Origin of the sequence: uncultured Granulicatella sp. (assembly GCF_938030755.1) — a bacterium.
Taxonomy (GTDB): domain Bacteria; phylum Bacillota; class Bacilli; order Lactobacillales; family Aerococcaceae; genus Granulicatella.
Map to the genome: position 1 here is coordinate 1 of NZ_CALHIF010000052.1, position 17,394 is coordinate 17,394.

Below are 17,394 nucleotides of genomic sequence, written 5' to 3' on the forward strand. Positions count from 1 at the left end.
TTTCACGAAGCCTTTTTTCAGTTTCGAAATGTGCACAAGGCCGTCTTGTTTCACACCGATATCGACGAATGCTCCGAAGTCTACTACGTTACGAACGGTTCCTTCGAGTTCCATTCCCACTTGTAAGTCTTCCATCTTCAAGACATCACTACGTAAGATTGGTCCTGCGACTTCTTCACGTGGGTCACGTCCTGGTTTCAATAATCCATCCAACACTAACTCCAACGTTTCTTGTCCGATACCAAATTCTTCTTTCAACGCTTTCGTATTCAGTCCTTTAAGAGCTTCCTCTAACTCCGGTGAACCAAGCGCTAATTTTTCAGCATTGGCTTTTTTCAAAATGGCTTTAGCAACATCATAAGACTCTGGGTGAATATCAGTACCGTCAAATGGGTTCGTTCCATCAATGATTCGTAAGAACCCAACGGCTTGCTCGTAAGCTTTTGGCCCTAAGCGAGGTACTTTCTTCAATTGCGTACGGTTTGTGAACTTGCCGTTTTCGTCACGGAAAGCGACCACGTTTGCTGCGGTGGTTTTCGTTAATCCGGCAATATGCTCTAGAAGAGCGGCACTAGCCGTATTTACATTTACCCCAACCTTGTTCACGGCTGTTTCAACGACAAAGTCTAACTGCTCATCTAATTGTTTTTCTGGAACGTCGTGTTGATATTGTCCAACCCCAACAGCTTTTGGATCGATTTTAACCAATTCTGCTAGTGGGTCTTGTAAGCGACGAGCGATGCTGACTGCTGAACGCTCTTCGACTTGGTAATCTGGGAATTCCTGACGTGCAATATCGCTAGCAGAATATACTGATGCACCTGCTTCACTGACGATGGTATACACAACCTTACGAGGGATTTGTCGTAATTGTTCCGCCACGAATTGTTCAGACTCACGGCTAGCCGTTCCATTTCCAATCGCCACAAGTGTCACTCCGTATTGTTCCACTATGTGACGGAATTGTCCGCCGGCTTGAGCACGTTTGGCTTCTGAAGCTCCTACGTGAGGGTAAATCACAGACTTACCAAGTACTTTTCCTGTTTCATCGATTACCGCTAATTTACATCCAGTACGGTACGCTGGGTCGAGCCCTAGGATGACTTGGCCTTTCATCGGCGCTTGTAATAATAAGTTTTTCAAGTTCTCTCCGAAAATGGCAATCGCTTGTGTTTGCGCCTTTTCACTTAATTCATTTCGGATTTCGCGTTCAATCGCTGGTCCGATGAATCGTTTGTAACTTTCTTCAATTGCGCCTTCGACAATCGGTGCAGATGGTGAAGACTGATTTTTAATTTTTTCTTCTTTAATCTTTGTAAGAGGATTTGTCACATCGACTTCAATCGTCACGCGGACGACGTCTTCTTTTTCTGCACGGTTAAGAGCAAGCACACGGTGAGGAACGATGGATTTCACGGGCTCTTCGTAGTCGTAGTACATTTCGTAGACTTTCTTCTCGTCGAGCTCTTCTTTCTTCACAACAGATTTCACGATACCATTCTTTTGCGTAAATTGACGTAATTGTTTACGATATTTCGCTTCATCGGAAATCCATTCGGCGATAATTTCTACGGCTCCGTTAATCGCATCTTCAACCGTTAAAATCGCTTTTTCTTCATTGATAAACGTTGCCGCTTTTTCTTCTACAGAATCCTTCGTCGTCATGAGTAACCATAATGCGAACGGCTCTAAGCCTGCTTCTTTAGCAATCGTTGCCTTCGTGCGGCGTTTTTGTTTATACGGACGATAAATATCTTCTAATGCCGTTAAAGTTGTCGCCTTGCTTAAAGATGCCGTAATCTCTGGAGTGAGTTTTCCTTGTTCGTCAATCAGACGACTAATTTCTTCTTTTCGTTTTTCGAAGTTTTCCAAATAACGTTGGCGCTCTTCGATTTCACGGATTTGCACTTCATCTAAAGAACCAGTTTGATCTTTACGATAACGTGCAATAAACGGTACGGTATTCCCATCTTGCAGTAGACCTAATACCGTATCAATTTGTTTTGGTTTATATTGAGTGAGTTCTGCCTTCACAAGCGCTACGGAACGCTCGTATGCAGTAATTTCAGTTGTTTGTTCTGTCATAGTCAACTCCCTTTCTGTCTCCTCTATCCTATCATGAAATAAAAGGAAAAGCACCTAAGCAAAAATACTTAGGTGCCCTATTACGGCCATAGTTCAATAAAATGATTCAATATCAGCTGATTTTTACTCTTATAAAAGAGCTAAGATAATGAAGTTGAGGATGAATAATCCTGTAGCGACCCATAAAATTGGGTGAATGTCTTTTGATTGACCAGTAATAACTTTCACTAAGCAGTAGAAGATGAATCCTGCTGCGATACCGTAAGAGATACTGTAGCAAAGAGCCATGAAAATTCCGGCAAAGAACGCTGGAATGGCTTCGTCCAATTCGTCCCATTTCACATCAGCGAATGAAGAAAGCATCATTACCCCAACGATAATTAATGCTGGCGCTGTTGCTTCTGCAGGAACGATTCCCACAAATGGTGCTAACAGTGTTGATAATAGGAAGAGACCTGCCGTCACGACTGCTGTTAAACCAGTACGCCCACCTGCACCGATTCCGGCTGCACTTTCAACATAGGTAGTTGTATTTGAAGTACCAAAGATAGCCCCGATAGAAGTCCCTATCGCATCTGCGAATAAGGCTTTGTCCATCTTAGAAGAGAACCCAGATCCGTTTTCCAGTTGACGTTCGTCTTCTTCCGAGAAGATACCTGTTTTACGACCTGTACCGATGAAGGTTCCAAGTGTGTCAAATGTATCTGATAAGCTGAATGCAAAAATGGTCATTAATACTAAAGGTAAGCGAGAAGGATCGGAGAAGAGTTTCAAGATTCCTTCTGAACCAAAGGCTGCCATGAATGTTGTACCTAAGTCATTGAACGCTGCTCCTAGTGAGTTGCTTTCAAAGCTTACTTTTGATAAATCGACAACTCCCATTGGAATCGCTAAAAGTGTCGTTAAAACAATCCCAAGCAAGATAGCCCCTCGAACTTTTTTCAATAATAAGACTACCGTAATCACTAACCCAATCACTGCAAGAAGTGCTCCTGGAGACGTGAAGTTTACAAGAGATGGAACGATTCCACCGTTTGAGTTCACGCTGAACACGCCGCCTTTATACGCTTCTGTTGCGACATTATATGCAGCGCCGTTTACTTGAGTAATGGTTTTTGAATCAGAAAGGAATTCTAATAGGTTGGCGTTTTTCAAACCGATATATGCGATGAAAATCCCAATCCCGCCTCCGATGGCGTGTTGCATACTGACCGGAATGGCTTTTATAATCATCTTACGAACTTTAGTGACTGTAATGAAAATGTTGAATAAACCACAAATAAATACCATTGCTAACGCTTCTTGCCAAGTGAAGCCAAGGCCGAATACAACTGTAAATGTAAAGAACGCATTCAACCCCATCCCTGGTGCTAATGCGTAAGGAACGTTTGCGAAAAGACCCATCACTAATGTGCTGACAACTGTTGCGATAATCGTTGATAAGAAGACCGCTTGGAATGGCATCCCCGTTTTACTTAGAATATTCGGATTGACAAAAATAATGTAAGACATCGCAAAAAATGTCGTTAACCCTGCCACGAATTCGGTAGCTAGAGTGGTGCCGTTCTCTTTCAGTTTAAAAAACTTTTCCATTAAATTTCGAACCCCTTTACAAAAGAATGAGTGATGAATTTAGTATACAGAAAACTTAATCAAAAAACAATATAAACATCGAACTATTTTAAGTCTTTTTATTTAATTGTTCGCTATTTTATTTAACCTTCGCATTAAATAACCTAAATAAATTAATATATATATATTTTTCACGAACGATAGACTCCACCTCACACTTTTCTTTATAGTTTTTATACTATATGGACAACAAAAAAGAAGCAGCAAAAAGCTACTTCTTTCTATAATGAATTATTTTTCAGATTTCCAAACTGGGAAATATTGTCCAGGACCAATTTCGTCCATTTTTTTAGCCACATCGTCTGTTTGATATAGCTCAACGATTTTTTTGTAAACTGGGTTATCTACATCTTTTCCATTCACAACGATGATGTTATAACGATCTTTTGGAATCGTATCTAAGTGGTTTGCATCTGTAAAGATATTATCTTCAATCTTCAATCCAGCATCTTGAGCCATTGAACCATTGATAGAAGCTGCATCCACGTCTTGTAACATTTGCGGAGCTTGAGCAGATTCTGCTTCAATAATTTCTAAATTACGAGGGTTGCTTGTGATATCTGCTAGTGAAGCCTTTGTCCCCACGCCCTCTTTCAACGTAATTAATCCCTCAGTTTGCAGTGCCACTAATGCACGACCTTGAATCGCTACCTCTTTTGGAACTAGAACTTTTGCTTTTTCAGGTAAATCTTTTAATGATTTATATTTTGTTGAGAAATAGTATAAAGGTGTGATGAAAGTCGTCCCAATTTCTTTTAAATCACTCCCTTTATCTTTGTTCCATTGCGCTAAGTAAGCACGGTGTTGGAAGGCATTCATTTGAACAGAACCTTCTTCTAAAGCTGTATTTGGCAAAACATAGTCGTTCATTTCTACAACTTCGATATTAATGTTTTCTTTCTTCGCTTTTTCAGCAACATAATCCCATAATTCATGAGCTGCACTCCCAACAACTGCAACTTTAACAGTTTGAGCTGCTTCAGTAGTAGCTTGCTTTACTTCTTCTTTTGATGTTTGACTTCCACATGCAGCTAATGTAATCGCCGCAATTGCTGTTAAAAATAAGTGTTTGATTTTCATTGTTTTTCCTCCAATAATTGTATTTATTTTTTTATCAAGCTATATCGTCTACCCATTCCCCCTCATTTTATCGAACACAATAAAAAAATCCTCTGCCCCAAATGGACAAAGGACGATCATTTCAATAATACCGTGTTACCACCTTTATTCGTTCATTCATCACTGAATAAACCTCAATCGATTCCATTGATTCATCTTTGAAATCGTGTCGCTATAACGGGCGCCCCGTACTTTCCTTACTTCTCAAGCTCAAAAAGTCCACTCAATGGCCATTTTCATCTTCTTATCACTACTTGGTTTCACCAACCCCAAGCTCTCTACTAATGCCTCAAAGATTACTTTCCATCTCATCGCGTTATAGATTGAATTATACAACTAATCTATAATATGTCAACAATTATCTATGAGGTAAAGACACTTTTAACAGAAAAGACACTAAAAACACAAATTTGGTCATAAAAAAATCCTCGAGAAGCTATTTCCAATAGCCCCTCGAGGAAAACTTCGTATTCGTTATCAGCAAATGCTGTATAAGAATTATTTAGAAGATGTTGTTGTTGAATCAGCTGCATCTAAGAAGTTCTTCAATGCATTTTGTAAGCTTTCATCAGAAATCTTCACGTCAGCACCTTTCAATAAATCCACCATTGTTTGATGTAAGTATGCAGAATCTTTTAATTTTGCTTGTAGCATTTCTTCTTCCATTTGAGATTTTACTTCATCAAATGGTTTCTTCTCACCTTTGTCTAACATCTTAATAATGTGGTAACCAAATTGAGTTTCAACTGGAGTTTCTGTGATATCTCCTACATTTTTCAAGTTGTAAGATGCTTCAGAGAACTCTTTTACCATATCTGAACGTTTGAATGGTCCGATTTCTCCACCTTTAGAAGCTGTACCTGTATCAGCAGAGTTTTCTTTCGCTAATTCAGAAAAATCAGCGCCATCTTTTAATTTTTTAATTAATTCTTCCGCTTTTGCTTTTGCAGCTGCTTTTTCTTCATCAGAAGCTGTAGATTTAGCCGCAATCAAGATATGTTGTACTTTGATTTGTGGTTCCCACTCATCGTAGTATTTTTTAATATCTTCATCTGTAAATGCTGCAGCTTTTTTAACAGCAGCCGTCATTAATTTGTTTAAGTAAATGGTTTGACGGTAAGCATCTACTGAAGCAATTCCGCTTTGTTTTAAAGCGGCTAACATTCCGCTTTCGCCACCATATTGAGCCACTAATTTAGCAACTTCTTGTTCAGCATCTTCTTTTAATTTTTTAGAATCTTCTACTGAACCTTCTAAAACTTTTGTTAAGACTAAACGTTGTAAAGTTTGTTCCCCAACGGTTTCTTTCATTGCATTGACAAACTCTTCTCTTGTCACATTACCATATTTTGTAGTAGCAATTGTTTCTGAATTCGTATTATTTGAGCAAGCCGCTAATGCTAAAGTTGAAGCTAGCACTAACATTCCTGTGAATTTTTTCTTCATAAAATTCCCTCTCCTATTGGTTTCTTTTTTAATCGATGGTATTAATATACCATAGTTCTAAACTCTTTCCTAGTTTTCTAGTCCACTCTTACCTTTTCTTAACTTTCTCTTGGACTAAAAAAGAGCCGAGTTTTGTATGCCCGACTCCTCATAAAGTTAAGTTAAGTTCTATTCAGTAATTATTGTAATACTCGAATAGTAATTGTACGACGTCCAAAGTTATAGACATCATTTAAATTCACTAAGTGAACATCAATTCTGTTTCCGTAAATCGCGCCACCAGTATCTGCAGCACGGAATACACCATAACCTGGAATTTCAACATATGATCCTAATGGAATGACACTTGGGTCAACCGCGATCACATTTGGTTCATTCACAAGGTTTGTTCCATCAGCAGTGTAGTTTGATAAACCTGCTTCATTATATGAATAGGCTGTTGCTTCTACTGTTAAGTAGTAGCCATTTTGGCTTGATGAAGCAGCTTGAGTCGTTTTAGTTGCTTGAGCAGTCTCATTGCTTGCTGAAGTGGTTGCTTCTGACTTCTCTACTTCTTTTACCTCTTTGTTTTCTTGAACACGGTAAGAATGTTCTTGAGAGCCATTATTGACAGTCACTTCTTTTTGGTCTGCTGAGAAGCGTAATACTGTTCCTGGGTAAATAAGGTTCGCATTTTGAATCTCGTTTACTTGAACAAGTGAATCTAGTGAAGCGCCTGTTGCTTCAGAGATTACTGATAAAGTATCTCCCCATTTAATTGTGTACTCTTGTACCCCTTTGTCATCTTTTTTCACATCTTGTTTTACTTGTTCAACAGTACGCGCTATCCATTCTACTTCATTTGCACTTGCTGAATTCGCTGTAAAACCTGCATAGCCAAATAGGGCAAGTGATGCTGTCACCATCATCAATTGTTTCTTGATTGGTTTCATATTTTCCTTTCCGACTTTTGACTCTTTCATAGAATTCAAAAATCTCGTTCGCATAATTTTTTTGAGTCGCGAACGTAATGAATGCAATTATGTTACCATGAAAAAAAATGAAAGTGTTGATTTTATGCCCTTTGTTAAGGTCACTTAATTTTTTTGACTTTTTCTGATGTTATTGTTACAAACAAATGACAAGAACATATGTTTCTGCAATATTCGACATCTTTCTGTAACGTTTTCGTAGAACTTTCTTAGATTCTTGGTCATATTTTTTTCATTTATTACATCATTTTAGGCTCTTTTCAAAGAAAAAATCGCATTAAATCGAAAGTTTTATCAAAAAAAACCTTCCTATTTACCAGTAGGAAGGTCTTCATTTTCTTTAATTCACTTGATTCAACTCACTCATTTGAATCGTTTGATCGATCGTTTCTTTTAAAGCTTCAGGAAGATGGTGCGTTACCCATAGGACTGTCACACTCTTATCTTCTAAGATTGGTTTTAACACCTCAATGGTTGTCTTTTCATCTAAGTTGGAGCTGACTTCATCCAGCAAGAAGACTTTTGGTTTTTTTATAAGTCCACGTGCAAAGGCGATTCGTTGCAACTGCCCGCCTGAGAGATTTGAATCGCCATCGCCTAAGACCGTATCTAGTCCTTGTGGTAAGCTTCGAACGATGGTGGCGAGTCCGACTTTTTCAAGAGATTCCCAAACTTCTTCGTCCGTATACTCTTCTGTGAGCGTTACGTTTTCGCGAATAGTTGTCGTGAAGATATGTGGTTTTTGGGCGATATAGACCATTTGACGATATAACTCATCATAGGATTGTTTCTTCACATCGACCCCAGCAAATTTCACTTCTCCTAAATACTCCGTTAATTTAGCAGCGATAATATTTAGTAGCGTTGATTTCCCTGTTCCGCTTTCACCAGTAATCGCGTATTTTTGTCCTTCGTTAAACCCAAGAGACACATGATTTAAAATCACCTTTTCTCCGTAATTGAAAGAGACATCTGATACTTCAATTAACGTATGAGAATCTTCTTTATCCGCATTCTCATTATTTTGCGCAGACTCAAGTAGTTCATATTTTTCAAATAGAGGAGCTGTACTTTTAATCGAACCGATTTTTTGACTGATATTTCCAAGCACATTAAAAATGATTCCACTAAGGCCTGTTGTAGCAATGATACTACCGATACTTACTTCTCCGATATAGGCTAGATATCCTGTTAAAACAAAGACAGAAACCTGGCAAAATAAATTACTAATTCCACCACTTACGGCAACTTTAGCCATTGTTTTACTAAAATCTCGTTGCGTATCTCCAACTTTGACAGATCTTTCATGGATTTTTTGTGTCAAATAGTTCAACTTTCTAAATACGAATAAAGTATCATATCCACTTAATAAGTCCGAAACATGTTTTGAAAAATGCTCGTTTTCTTCAGATGTTTTCATTGTTTTAGTCGTTAACTCTCCAGAAAACAATGCGGGTAATACAGCCATCAAAACAATACAAAAAGCTGTTAATAATACAATAGACCAATGATACATAAATAGTGCTACCGCAGAAAATACAGCAGAGATGACTCCCCCAACGACTTCAACCGTAGGCGTAAAAGCTTTTGTTCTAATTTGTTCCATATCGCTTGTAAACCAAGAAATATAGGTTTGACTATTTTTCTCATAAAAACGTTCATAAGAAGTATTCTTTATGGCATGACTAATTCGATCTCGTAACCAAGTAACTACCTTTTGTTCAAAGAAAGCTTGATAGCGAATCAACATATAGGTAAACATCAAATATAAAGCAAAAATTGCGACTAATAGAATCGTCTCGCGGATAAAACCGTTCATATCCATTTTTACTAAATAGTCTAAAATCTCTGCATTGACAATACTTGTTAACAATTGAGAGGTCGCAATTAATGTTAAAATCGCAATAGTCACGAACACCTCTTTTTTAAATTTTTGGAAAATCACCTTCATCTAAATCTCTCCACTTCAAATTATTATGCTCTTAGTTTAACATCGTCTTAATCCAATGTGTATAGGACTTTGGACGGAAAATAAAAGAAAAGTGAGAAAATGTAATTTCTCACTTCCTTATATTTTTAGTCTTATGCCAATAAACAAAATGGAGAAGGCCACTCCTACAAAAGCTCCTATCACAAGCGGTACCCCCTGTTGTAGAGCTGGTAACACACTATTCGGTAAAATAGCCCCTAACGAAATTCCTCCAATACTCAAACACCCAAGGATAAAGAGGACAATCGTCGACACCATCGTATCTTTAATCAAAGAAAAGAGCAGCATCTGTGCAATGAATAACCCAACAATTGCTAGCAACGGATATCCAATCGCCAGTAGAATCCCTTGAACCACTGAAATAAAGATTGTTTCCCCATTAGCAACATACGATACAGGAAACAAAATAGCATTTTCTTGAATTAGGATTCCATACCCCACTAAAGACAGAATCACCAGCAGACTAGGAAAAGCATAAAAGTATTTCAAAGAATAGATCATCTCTGTCAATAATTCTTCTTTGCTAGAAATCGGCACTACTTCTAGCATTGTTCGATGTCGTTGTTTTCTTTCTAAATATCCCCCTACTTGCACAAGGAAAAAGAAGACAAGGATACCGTAACCAAGAAATTGGAAAATTGTCTGTATAAAATCACCATACTGATAATAGGTTGGGTAGGATATCTCTTTTCCAACTAAATAATGGAATAATTGGAGTTTAGCTTTAATTTGCATAGGATTCTCTAACGAATCCGCCCATTCTTTTGGGGCACGACTTAGAAGAGATTCCACCAATTCCAATCGTTTTTCATAAATCGGAATCAGCCGCTCCGTTTTTCCCTTCACTGTATAAATCCCATTTTCTTGTGCATAGGTTTGATAGAGCGCTTGAAAAGTAGCATCCATCTCTTTCTTTGTATTTCCATCAATCGTCATTTGATTCTCAAACGACTCTTTAAGATCATCTATCTGAGAAAACTGTCGCTCAATCACATCTCTTAAGGTCGGTTTCCCTGTAATGTGATGATATCCAATGACAAGCGTTGTAACTACTAAAATAAGAAGCGGTATCTTATAGAAAAATCCTCGTTTTTTTAAATGCATTCTATCTAACTGAACCCATCTACTCATACCGAACCCCCTCGTCTCAGACGCTCTTGACAGCAAGAAGTTCCAATCGTTAATAAGAAGAACACAAACGCCCCCACAAGTAAGCTGGCACATCCGTTTGAAATCGTAAACGTACCTGTCGCATAAAAATCATCTTTCATCCCTTGGATTACAGTTCCAAAGTTCACATAGTACAGTGGCAACTTATCTGCAAAAGAAGGATAAATTTTCATAGAACGGAAGATAGGCTCCGCCCAAATAACTATAAGCCCTACGATGAACCCTACCATCTTATTTCTAGTCAACTGATTACACCATGCGACGAGATTGATTAAGAATAGGAGCACACATGCTGCAAAGAGTAGAGCAATCCCGATAAATTGTAATGGAAGCAAGAGAACCTCCTCTTCCCCACGAAATACAAGTAACGGCGAGGTAAGGATGTCCCAGCCAAAAGATAAGCTCTGTACTAGGAAAACTACAATTAAAACAAGAATTACAAGAGCCATGTTTACCAACCAGTAACTACTAATCTTTTGTAATAAATATTTCCACTCGCGAATCGGCTTCACCGCTAATATACTTCGATGCTTCCAATCATCTAACAGAATGGGACTGATAAATAGTAGCAAGATTGAAAATAGAACTGGCAACCAATAAAGCATCGGTTCTTCATATCTTGTCCATTCCATCCAAAAAATTCGATTCTGCATTTGTAAAATATCGTCTAATTGATAGCGACCCTTCTCCTCTAAAGAACGAAATTCCATTAAATATTGTTTAACATTCTTATACTCTAACTGTTCCTGCTTACTAGGATTAAATCCAATTGTATTGTAAATTGGAAGGGGTGAGTGTTCTTTATCTCGTAACTCAAGACGTAGCTCCCAAAAATGAATCTGTTCTTTAATATAAGTTTTATAATCTTGCTTTTGGAATGCTGCTACTGAACGATGATAGGCAAGAGCATCCTCTAACCATTTTTCCTCTGTTTCTGTTAAACTTCTTTTCTTTGCTTCTTCTTCATATTCATTGATTATCATCAAATGAATTTTATCCCCTTGATGTAAAGTACTATTTAAAAGATCATTGAGAGAAGATTTTTGTTGAAAATTCATCATAAGAAAAATAACCATCAGCAATACACAACCGATGAACTGAATTTTCATTAATCGATTTCGAACAATCAACAATATTTGCGTTTTCATTGTATCTTCTCCTCTCTTTTTAAACTTTCGATTGTACTATCGGTACAGTTCTTTATAAAGGGCGTAACAACTTTTTACTCCAATCTTAATTTCACTAAATTGATGGATGTCTTCAAATATCCACTTCCATTTTTCTTCTGAATACTCTCCAGGCGTAAGGTGGATGCTCAGCTGTCTTTCTTCGCTATTCATCATTTCTATTTCCCTTTGAAATTCTTCTACAAACTTTTCGAAACGTTCTTTTGAAACAAAGGCCAATTGAAGCGTATCAATCCCTTCCTTTTGCGGTGAATATTCTAACGCGATTCGCTTCTCTTTCATAAAATAAATCTTGTCGGCAATCGAATCGAGATTGTTGAGTAAATGAGAAGCCATCACAACTGTTTTCCCTTCATTTCTTAACTGTCTCAACACTCTAGAAATTAATTCCACATTATCCGGATCCAATCCGTTCATCACCTCATCAACAAGCATGTAATCTGCTTTTGTGACTAGCACCAATGCAAAACAAAGGCGTTGCCGCATCCCGAGTGAATATCCGCCCACTTTTTGATGAATATAACCTTCCATTTTTAACTGTTCTATCACAGTTTGAACCGTTCCAGATGCTACTTTCCACATCGAGGCATAGAAATTCAAATGTTCGATTCCATTTAACTCATCGTATAATTCAGATTGATCCGGCATCTTCACAATATGCTGTCTCATAAATAATGTATCCGTTGTATAATTTTTCCCTTGATAAGACACCAAAATGCCGTTATTTCTTAAGTGTCCAGACAGTATTTGGATAAGCGTAGATTTCCCTACACCATTTGGTGCTACGAGTCCAATAATCTGAGATGGTGGAAGATGCAAGTCAATCTGATTTAGAACCTCTTTTTCTCCATATGAAAAACTCTGAATATGAACGTCTAACATTCGAGTGCCTCCTTTCCTTATTGGTTTATTTTGTATCTGTTACCGCTTCCTTTATTGATATTATAGCAAATTTTCCTTTTAAAAATAGAGTTCTTTTGAATTTTTCAATCAAAATCCTGTAAAATTATCGCTCTTATTTGATTTTTGCACTCAAATGAGTAACGCATAATAAATACCCCCTTTACTGGTTTGTCCAGTAAAGGGGGTACATATCAATTCAGGTGCGGTTCATCTATTTCATTAGGCTTTTATTTTTTCAGCGCGGTCACGTTTCATTTGGCTTGAACGTAATTGTCCGCAGGCTGCTTCGATATCATGTCCAAATTCTTTACGAACAACACAGTTGATGTGGTTTTTCTTCAAGACATCGTAGAAAGCGACTACTCGTTCTTTTCCACTACGTTCGTATTGGTCATGTTCACGAACTTTGTTATAAGGAATTAAGTTGACATATGACAAACGTTTCTTATCCGCAAGAAGGTCCGCCAATTGTTGCGCTTGTTCCACCGAATCATTCACGTGATCGAGCATGATGTACTCGAAGGTTACACGACGATTGGTTTTAGCAATATATTCATTAATGGCATCCATCACAACTTCGATTGGATATTTACGGTTAATACGCATGATACGAGAACGAGTATCGTTATCTGGTGCGTGAAGTGACAATGCAAGGTTTACCTGTAATCCTTCGTCAGCGAACTCGCGAATTTTTGGAGCCAGACCACTTGTAGATACAGTGATATGACGAGCCCCGATTCCAAGACCTTTATCAGAGTTGACCACTTTCAAGAATTTAATCACGTTATCATAGTTATCGAACGGCTCCCCAATCCCCATGACTACGATATGGCTAACACGGTCCCCAGGAGACACTTCGTCTAAAGTCCGTTGTACGTGCATTACTTGCGCTACGATTTCCCCAGCAACAAGGTCACGTTGTTTTGCGATAATTCCGCTGGCACAGAAGGTACATCCGATGTTACACCCTACTTGCGTGGTCACACAGATGGATAAGCCGTATTCTTGTGGCATTAATACCGTTTCGATTAAGAGGCCGTCTGCTAATTCAAAGAGGAATTTACGTGTTCCGTCTGTTGATTGTTGTTTGATACGTTCGTTTAACACTGGGAATGTGAACTCTTCTTGTAACTCTTCAATCAGTGATTTTGGCAAGTTTGTCATTTCTTCAAAACTGGTCACACGTTTGCGGTAAAGCCAGTCCCATAGTTGTCCTGCTCTGAATTTCTTTTCATCTTTTGCTTCAAACCAAGCGGTAAGTTCTTCTAGTGGCATGCCGTAAATAATCGGTTTTCCTTCATATTGACGAAGCACTCGTCCAATTTTTCTAACCATATCTATTCCTCTTTCCTATACTTGAAATGCTCTAACGATTGTTTCTCTATTCGCATGAGCGCTTAATAACACCGATAATTTTACACGAGCCTTTTGTCCGCTAAGTCCAGTTGTGAAAATCACTCCTGCTTCATGAAGCTGTTTGCCTCCGCCAAGATAATTATAGACGTCATACGTTACACCGTTAAATGCACGGGATACAAGCACGACTGGAATTCCTTTATCTAAACAACGTTGCAATCCAGGAAGTGCTGTTGGCGGGAGATTCCCTGCCCCAAGAGCTTCAATGACTAATCCGTTGGCATCTGCATCAGCAACCGCATCAAATAACGTCGAATCCATACCGGCATACGCCTTCAATAAGTATACCTTATCCACGAGTTCTTTCACTGGATAGTATTCATGATGTAAGAATTTTTGGAAGTAAATAACTTCACTCTTTGACACTAAGCCAAGCGGTCCAAAAGTTGGTGTTTGGAACGTCGCAACATTCGTAGTATGTGTTTTTGTCACATACGTTGCTGCATGGACTTCATCGTTCATCACGACAAGAACGCCCTTATCCACACTCTCTGGACTCGTTACCGTAATAATGGCACTGCGTAAGTTTGCGAGCCCGTCCGCTCCGATTTCATTGCTGGAACGCATCGCTCCGGTCAATACAATCGGGAAGGTTCCATCTGTTGTTAACTCTAAGAAATACGCGGTTTCTTCTAAAGTATCCGTTCCGTGAGTGACCACAGCTCCGTCAAAACCATCCTTTTGTGCTTGGACAATTCTCTTTTGAACTTCCCACATTTTTTCTTCCGTCATATGTGGAGATGGTAAGTTAAATAAGTCCTCTACAACGACACTTGCGATTGGTGCAAAAAGAGTATCTGAGTTTGTTAATGGGTTTGTTCCTGTTGGGGTTACGCTGCCCGTTGAGAGATCTTCACTCATGGCAATCGTACCACCAGTGTTGATAACGATGATTTTCTTCATAGTTCTACTACTTTCTTTCATTTTCTCTTTACATAGGATACCACAAAATCGCAAAAACTGACTATAAAATACGCACAAAAAAGTGATACCTTTGAATCCTTGCGGATTATTTTTATAATCGCTGTTACAGGGCACCTGTGCAAGCCTTGGTCTTGCACCTTCGAAGCTTCAAACTCGGAGTACGGGACAAGTCCCTACTCCGCCTAATTCACATTCGATGCAACCCCCTGTTACTGCGATTATAAAATCCGCAAGTTTCTTCGGTATCACTTTTGTGCATTTTATTCAAATCCCTTATTAAAAATTAAAAAAGTGTTGTGCCACTCATTCTGATGTAACCCCTGCTGGGTGTCAGAAAGTTTATCCCAGAGGCGTTTCTTCGTAGTAACGGTAATGGGATACCGGTGCAATTCATGGTCTTGCACCTTCGAAGTTTAAAACGCGAAGTACGGAACACTTCCCTACTTCGCGTAATTTACATTCTATTTCTTTTTCAACATATAAAGCATTTCAATTTAAAGTTAGTTTTCCCGATTCCAAAGTATACTGTTTGTTATATAAGTTTAGATCCTTCGGAACTCTATGCGCTATCTCTATAAATGGAATATTATCATTTATAAGAAGTTCTCTAATCATCATCGTTGTATCCTCATCAATGGCAGAAGAAAACTCATCTAATAGCAGTAATTGGTATTTTCTAAGTAATAGTCGGCCTAGACAAATTCTAGCTTTCTCTCCTCCAGAAAGTGACTCATCCAGATTTACTTCCGCATTATGCAATCCTAGTCTATCCACTAAATAACCTAGCCCCACTCTTTGAAGAACAGATATAACTTCATTATCAGAATAGTCTTCCCCTAAAGTGATATTAAATTTTAATGATTCGTAGAAAATCCTTGATTCCTGAGTAAAGAATCCAATGTATTTCTTTAAGTCATCTCCTGAAATTAATTGTCTATGAACTCCATTATAATTCTGAACTCCATCTTTTGACACATATAGTCCGTATACTAATTCCAAGAGTGTAGATTTTCCAGAACCTGATGGCCCCATAATCAGTATCCTATCATTCTCATTCATTTCTATATTAATTTCGTTTAATATAGTCATTCCATCAATTTGAACACTACACTGTTGTAACTCAATTGGAAATACTGTACTGATACTAGATTTACTTTCAAAATTATTCCGTTCAAACTCTGTATACTTTTCCACTCTTTCAATTACAGGAATGATTGAATTAAATCTCTGATAATAATCTATTGCATTTAGCAAAGGACTAACAATGCGATCACTAGCCAAATAAATTGCAATAACTGTGGCTAACTTAGTGTCCCCAACAATAACTAAATATACCCCAATAGCTAGCGGTACAAATGAACTTAATCCAGAAAGTAAGTTTGCTAATAACTTCGATGTAAATCGTACATGATTCATTTGATAATAAGCTTCTTCTGTTTGATTTAATGTTCCCCTCAACTTATTCAAGAAGATTTTTTCTACAAAAAAGTTTTTAATAATCGGCTTACTTTTTAAATATTCTTGTTGTTGCAAGATACTTAATTGGTTCACTTCAGCCCATTCCTTTGAATGCTTTCGAATAGATTTCGCAAATAATTTTGGCACTAATATTGGTAAGAATGATAACGTAATAAAGAGAACTGCCAGCTTTAAATCTATAGCGGACACATATAACAAAGTTACCAACGCAAATACAAGACAATAGAAAAATCCCATGATGGACTTGATTCCTTGTTCTTCTAATAGTTTTAATTCACTAAGCACTATTGACTCTACTTCCTGTTGATTAAACTTTCCATAAAAGAATGCTGTAATAACTTTTTCTTTAAGGGATAGAGTTACTTGCTTTATCATTTTTTGTTGCGAATCTTCCCATATAAATAATCCAAGACGAATAAGGGAAAAGCTGAGAATACCTATCATTGAAATTTTTACTAAATCCTCAACCTTTTGAGTCGCCGAAACATCAATTAATCCAGAAATAAAAGAAGGGATAATAATACCATCTAGAGCAGTTAAAGACATACCAATTGCTATTAATAATAGGTATTTCCTTGGTAACCAACCTAATATCATCTTCATATATCCCATATCGTTTTCATCCCTTCCTGCCCAGTTTCTATTACGATATTAATTATATCAAATAGTTAAAAACTTTGTATATCTAATTTTAGCAATGTTTCCAAGCTGCATTTAGCCAAGATTTTTTCCTTAGAAAGCCTAATCTATCCCTATTTTTATCAAAAAATCTCTATTACTGCGATTATAAAATTCTCAAACTTCTGCGGCATCATCTTTTTGTGCGTTTCGTTCAAATCCCTTATAAAAAAATGAAAAAAAGTGTTGACATCTAAAAGTATATATGATATAATTTCTCTTGTCTGTGAGATATTAAGATTTTATAGATACGATGTGCGGTCTTCGTCTAGTGGTCAGGACTCCAGGTTTTCATCCTGGCAACAGGGGTTCGACTCCCCTAGACCGTACCAAGTATTAATTATGGTCGCATAGCTCAGTTGGGAGAGCACCTGCCTTACAAGCAGGGGGTCAT

General features: G+C 37.8%; 12 protein-coding genes, 1 tRNA gene and 1 other annotated feature. Of the genes, 1 reads left to right on the forward strand and 12 read right to left on the reverse strand.

The genetic code is table 11. From position 1 onward, the window contains the following. From Q0594_RS05235 to Q0594_RS05290, 12 genes are all read right to left on the reverse strand, one after another. A partial coding sequence (locus Q0594_RS05235) for a Tex family protein (RefSeq protein ID WP_298730230.1) occupies positions 1-2,085 on the reverse strand: 2,085 nt, incomplete at its 3' end. A gap of 129 nt (positions 2,086-2,214) precedes the next feature. Then, positions 2,215-3,678: an NCS2 family permease gene (locus tag Q0594_RS05240; RefSeq protein ID WP_298730233.1), complete on the reverse strand. Its 1,464-nt coding sequence runs from the start codon at positions 3,676-3,678 to the stop codon at positions 2,215-2,217. Between the two features lie 270 nt (positions 3,679-3,948). Then, the gene (locus tag Q0594_RS05245; RefSeq protein ID WP_298730235.1) at positions 3,949-4,797 is read right to left on the reverse strand and encodes a MetQ/NlpA family ABC transporter substrate-binding protein; all 849 of its coding nucleotides are present in this window, start codon (positions 4,795-4,797) and stop codon (positions 3,949-3,951) included. Positions 4,798-4,902: 105 nt separating this feature from the next. After that, positions 4,903-5,157, reverse strand: a binding site (T-box leader). Between the two features lie 177 nt (positions 5,158-5,334). Continuing rightward, on the reverse strand, positions 5,335-6,282 hold the full coding sequence (locus Q0594_RS05250) for a peptidylprolyl isomerase (protein WP_298730237.1): 948 nt from the start codon (positions 6,280-6,282) through the stop codon (positions 5,335-5,337). Positions 6,283-6,461: 179 nt separating this feature from the next. Beyond that, positions 6,462-7,244 carry a 3D domain-containing protein gene (locus Q0594_RS05255; protein WP_298730238.1) on the reverse strand — a complete coding sequence of 261 codons (783 nt, stop codon included), beginning with the start codon at positions 7,242-7,244 and terminating at the stop codon, positions 6,462-6,464. A gap of 349 nt (positions 7,245-7,593) precedes the next feature. Beyond that, positions 7,594-9,204 (reverse strand): ABC transporter ATP-binding protein, encoded by a 1,611-nt coding sequence (locus Q0594_RS05260; RefSeq protein ID WP_298730240.1) that lies wholly within the window; start codon positions 9,202-9,204, stop codon positions 7,594-7,596. 117 nt (positions 9,205-9,321) lie between these two features. Then, on the reverse strand, positions 9,322-10,374 hold the full coding sequence (locus Q0594_RS05265; protein WP_298730241.1) for a hypothetical protein: 1,053 nt from the start codon (positions 10,372-10,374) through the stop codon (positions 9,322-9,324). Further along, positions 10,371-11,561: a hypothetical protein gene (locus tag Q0594_RS05270; protein WP_298730243.1), complete on the reverse strand. Its 1,191-nt coding sequence runs from the start codon at positions 11,559-11,561 to the stop codon at positions 10,371-10,373. The genes Q0594_RS05265 and Q0594_RS05270 overlap by 4 nt, the downstream gene beginning before the upstream one ends. Before the next feature lie 36 nt (positions 11,562-11,597). Next, a complete protein-coding gene (locus tag Q0594_RS05275) occupies positions 11,598-12,482 on the reverse strand; it encodes an ABC transporter ATP-binding protein (protein WP_298730246.1) in 885 nt (294 codons plus the stop codon). Positions 12,483-12,722: 240 nt separating this feature from the next. Then, complete coding sequence (rlmN, locus tag Q0594_RS05280) at positions 12,723-13,838, reverse strand: 23S rRNA (adenine(2503)-C(2))-methyltransferase RlmN (protein ID WP_298730248.1); 1,116 nt, start codon at positions 13,836-13,838, stop codon at positions 12,723-12,725. A gap of 15 nt (positions 13,839-13,853) precedes the next feature. After that, a complete protein-coding gene (locus Q0594_RS05285) occupies positions 13,854-14,822 on the reverse strand; it encodes an asparaginase (protein ID WP_298730250.1) in 969 nt (322 codons plus the stop codon). 510 nt (positions 14,823-15,332) lie between these two features. Next, positions 15,333-16,934, reverse strand: a complete 1,602-nt coding sequence (locus Q0594_RS05290) for an ABC transporter ATP-binding protein (protein ID WP_298730252.1) — start codon at positions 16,932-16,934, stop codon at positions 15,333-15,335. Between the two features lie 323 nt (positions 16,935-17,257). Between Q0594_RS05290 and Q0594_RS05295 the strand changes: the two genes are divergently transcribed. Then, positions 17,258-17,332, forward strand: a tRNA-Glu gene (locus Q0594_RS05295). Positions 17,333-17,394: the final 62 nt, after the last annotated feature.

Excerpts from the sequence above, each read along its gene's own strand:
- Q0594_RS05240 (WP_298730233.1), bottom strand. The coding sequence starts at position 3,678 with ATGGAAAAGTTTTTTAAACTGAAAGAGAACGGCACCACTCTAGCTACC.
- Q0594_RS05245 (WP_298730235.1), bottom strand. The coding sequence starts at position 4,797 with ATGAAAATCAAACACTTATTTTTAACAGCAATTGCGGCGATTACATTA.
- Q0594_RS05250 (WP_298730237.1), bottom strand. The coding sequence starts at position 6,282 with ATGAAGAAAAAATTCACAGGAATGTTAGTGCTAGCTTCAACTTTAGCA.
- Q0594_RS05255 (WP_298730238.1), bottom strand. The coding sequence starts at position 7,244 with ATGAAAGAGTCAAAAGTCGGAAAGGAAAATATGAAACCAATCAAGAAA.
- Q0594_RS05260 (WP_298730240.1), bottom strand. The coding sequence starts at position 9,204 with ATGAAGGTGATTTTCCAAAAATTTAAAAAAGAGGTGTTCGTGACTATT.
- Q0594_RS05265 (WP_298730241.1), bottom strand. The coding sequence starts at position 10,374 with ATGAGTAGATGGGTTCAGTTAGATAGAATGCATTTAAAAAAACGAGGA.
- Q0594_RS05270 (WP_298730243.1), bottom strand. The coding sequence starts at position 11,561 with ATGAAAACGCAAATATTGTTGATTGTTCGAAATCGATTAATGAAAATT.
- Q0594_RS05275 (WP_298730246.1), bottom strand. The coding sequence starts at position 12,482 with ATGTTAGACGTTCATATTCAGAGTTTTTCATATGGAGAAAAAGAGGTT.
- rlmN (WP_298730248.1), bottom strand. The coding sequence starts at position 13,838 with ATGGTTAGAAAAATTGGACGAGTGCTTCGTCAATATGAAGGAAAACCG.
- Q0594_RS05285 (WP_298730250.1), bottom strand. The coding sequence starts at position 14,822 with ATGAAGAAAATCATCGTTATCAACACTGGTGGTACGATTGCCATGAGT.
- Q0594_RS05290 (WP_298730252.1), bottom strand. The coding sequence starts at position 16,934 with ATGGGATATATGAAGATGATATTAGGTTGGTTACCAAGGAAATACCTA.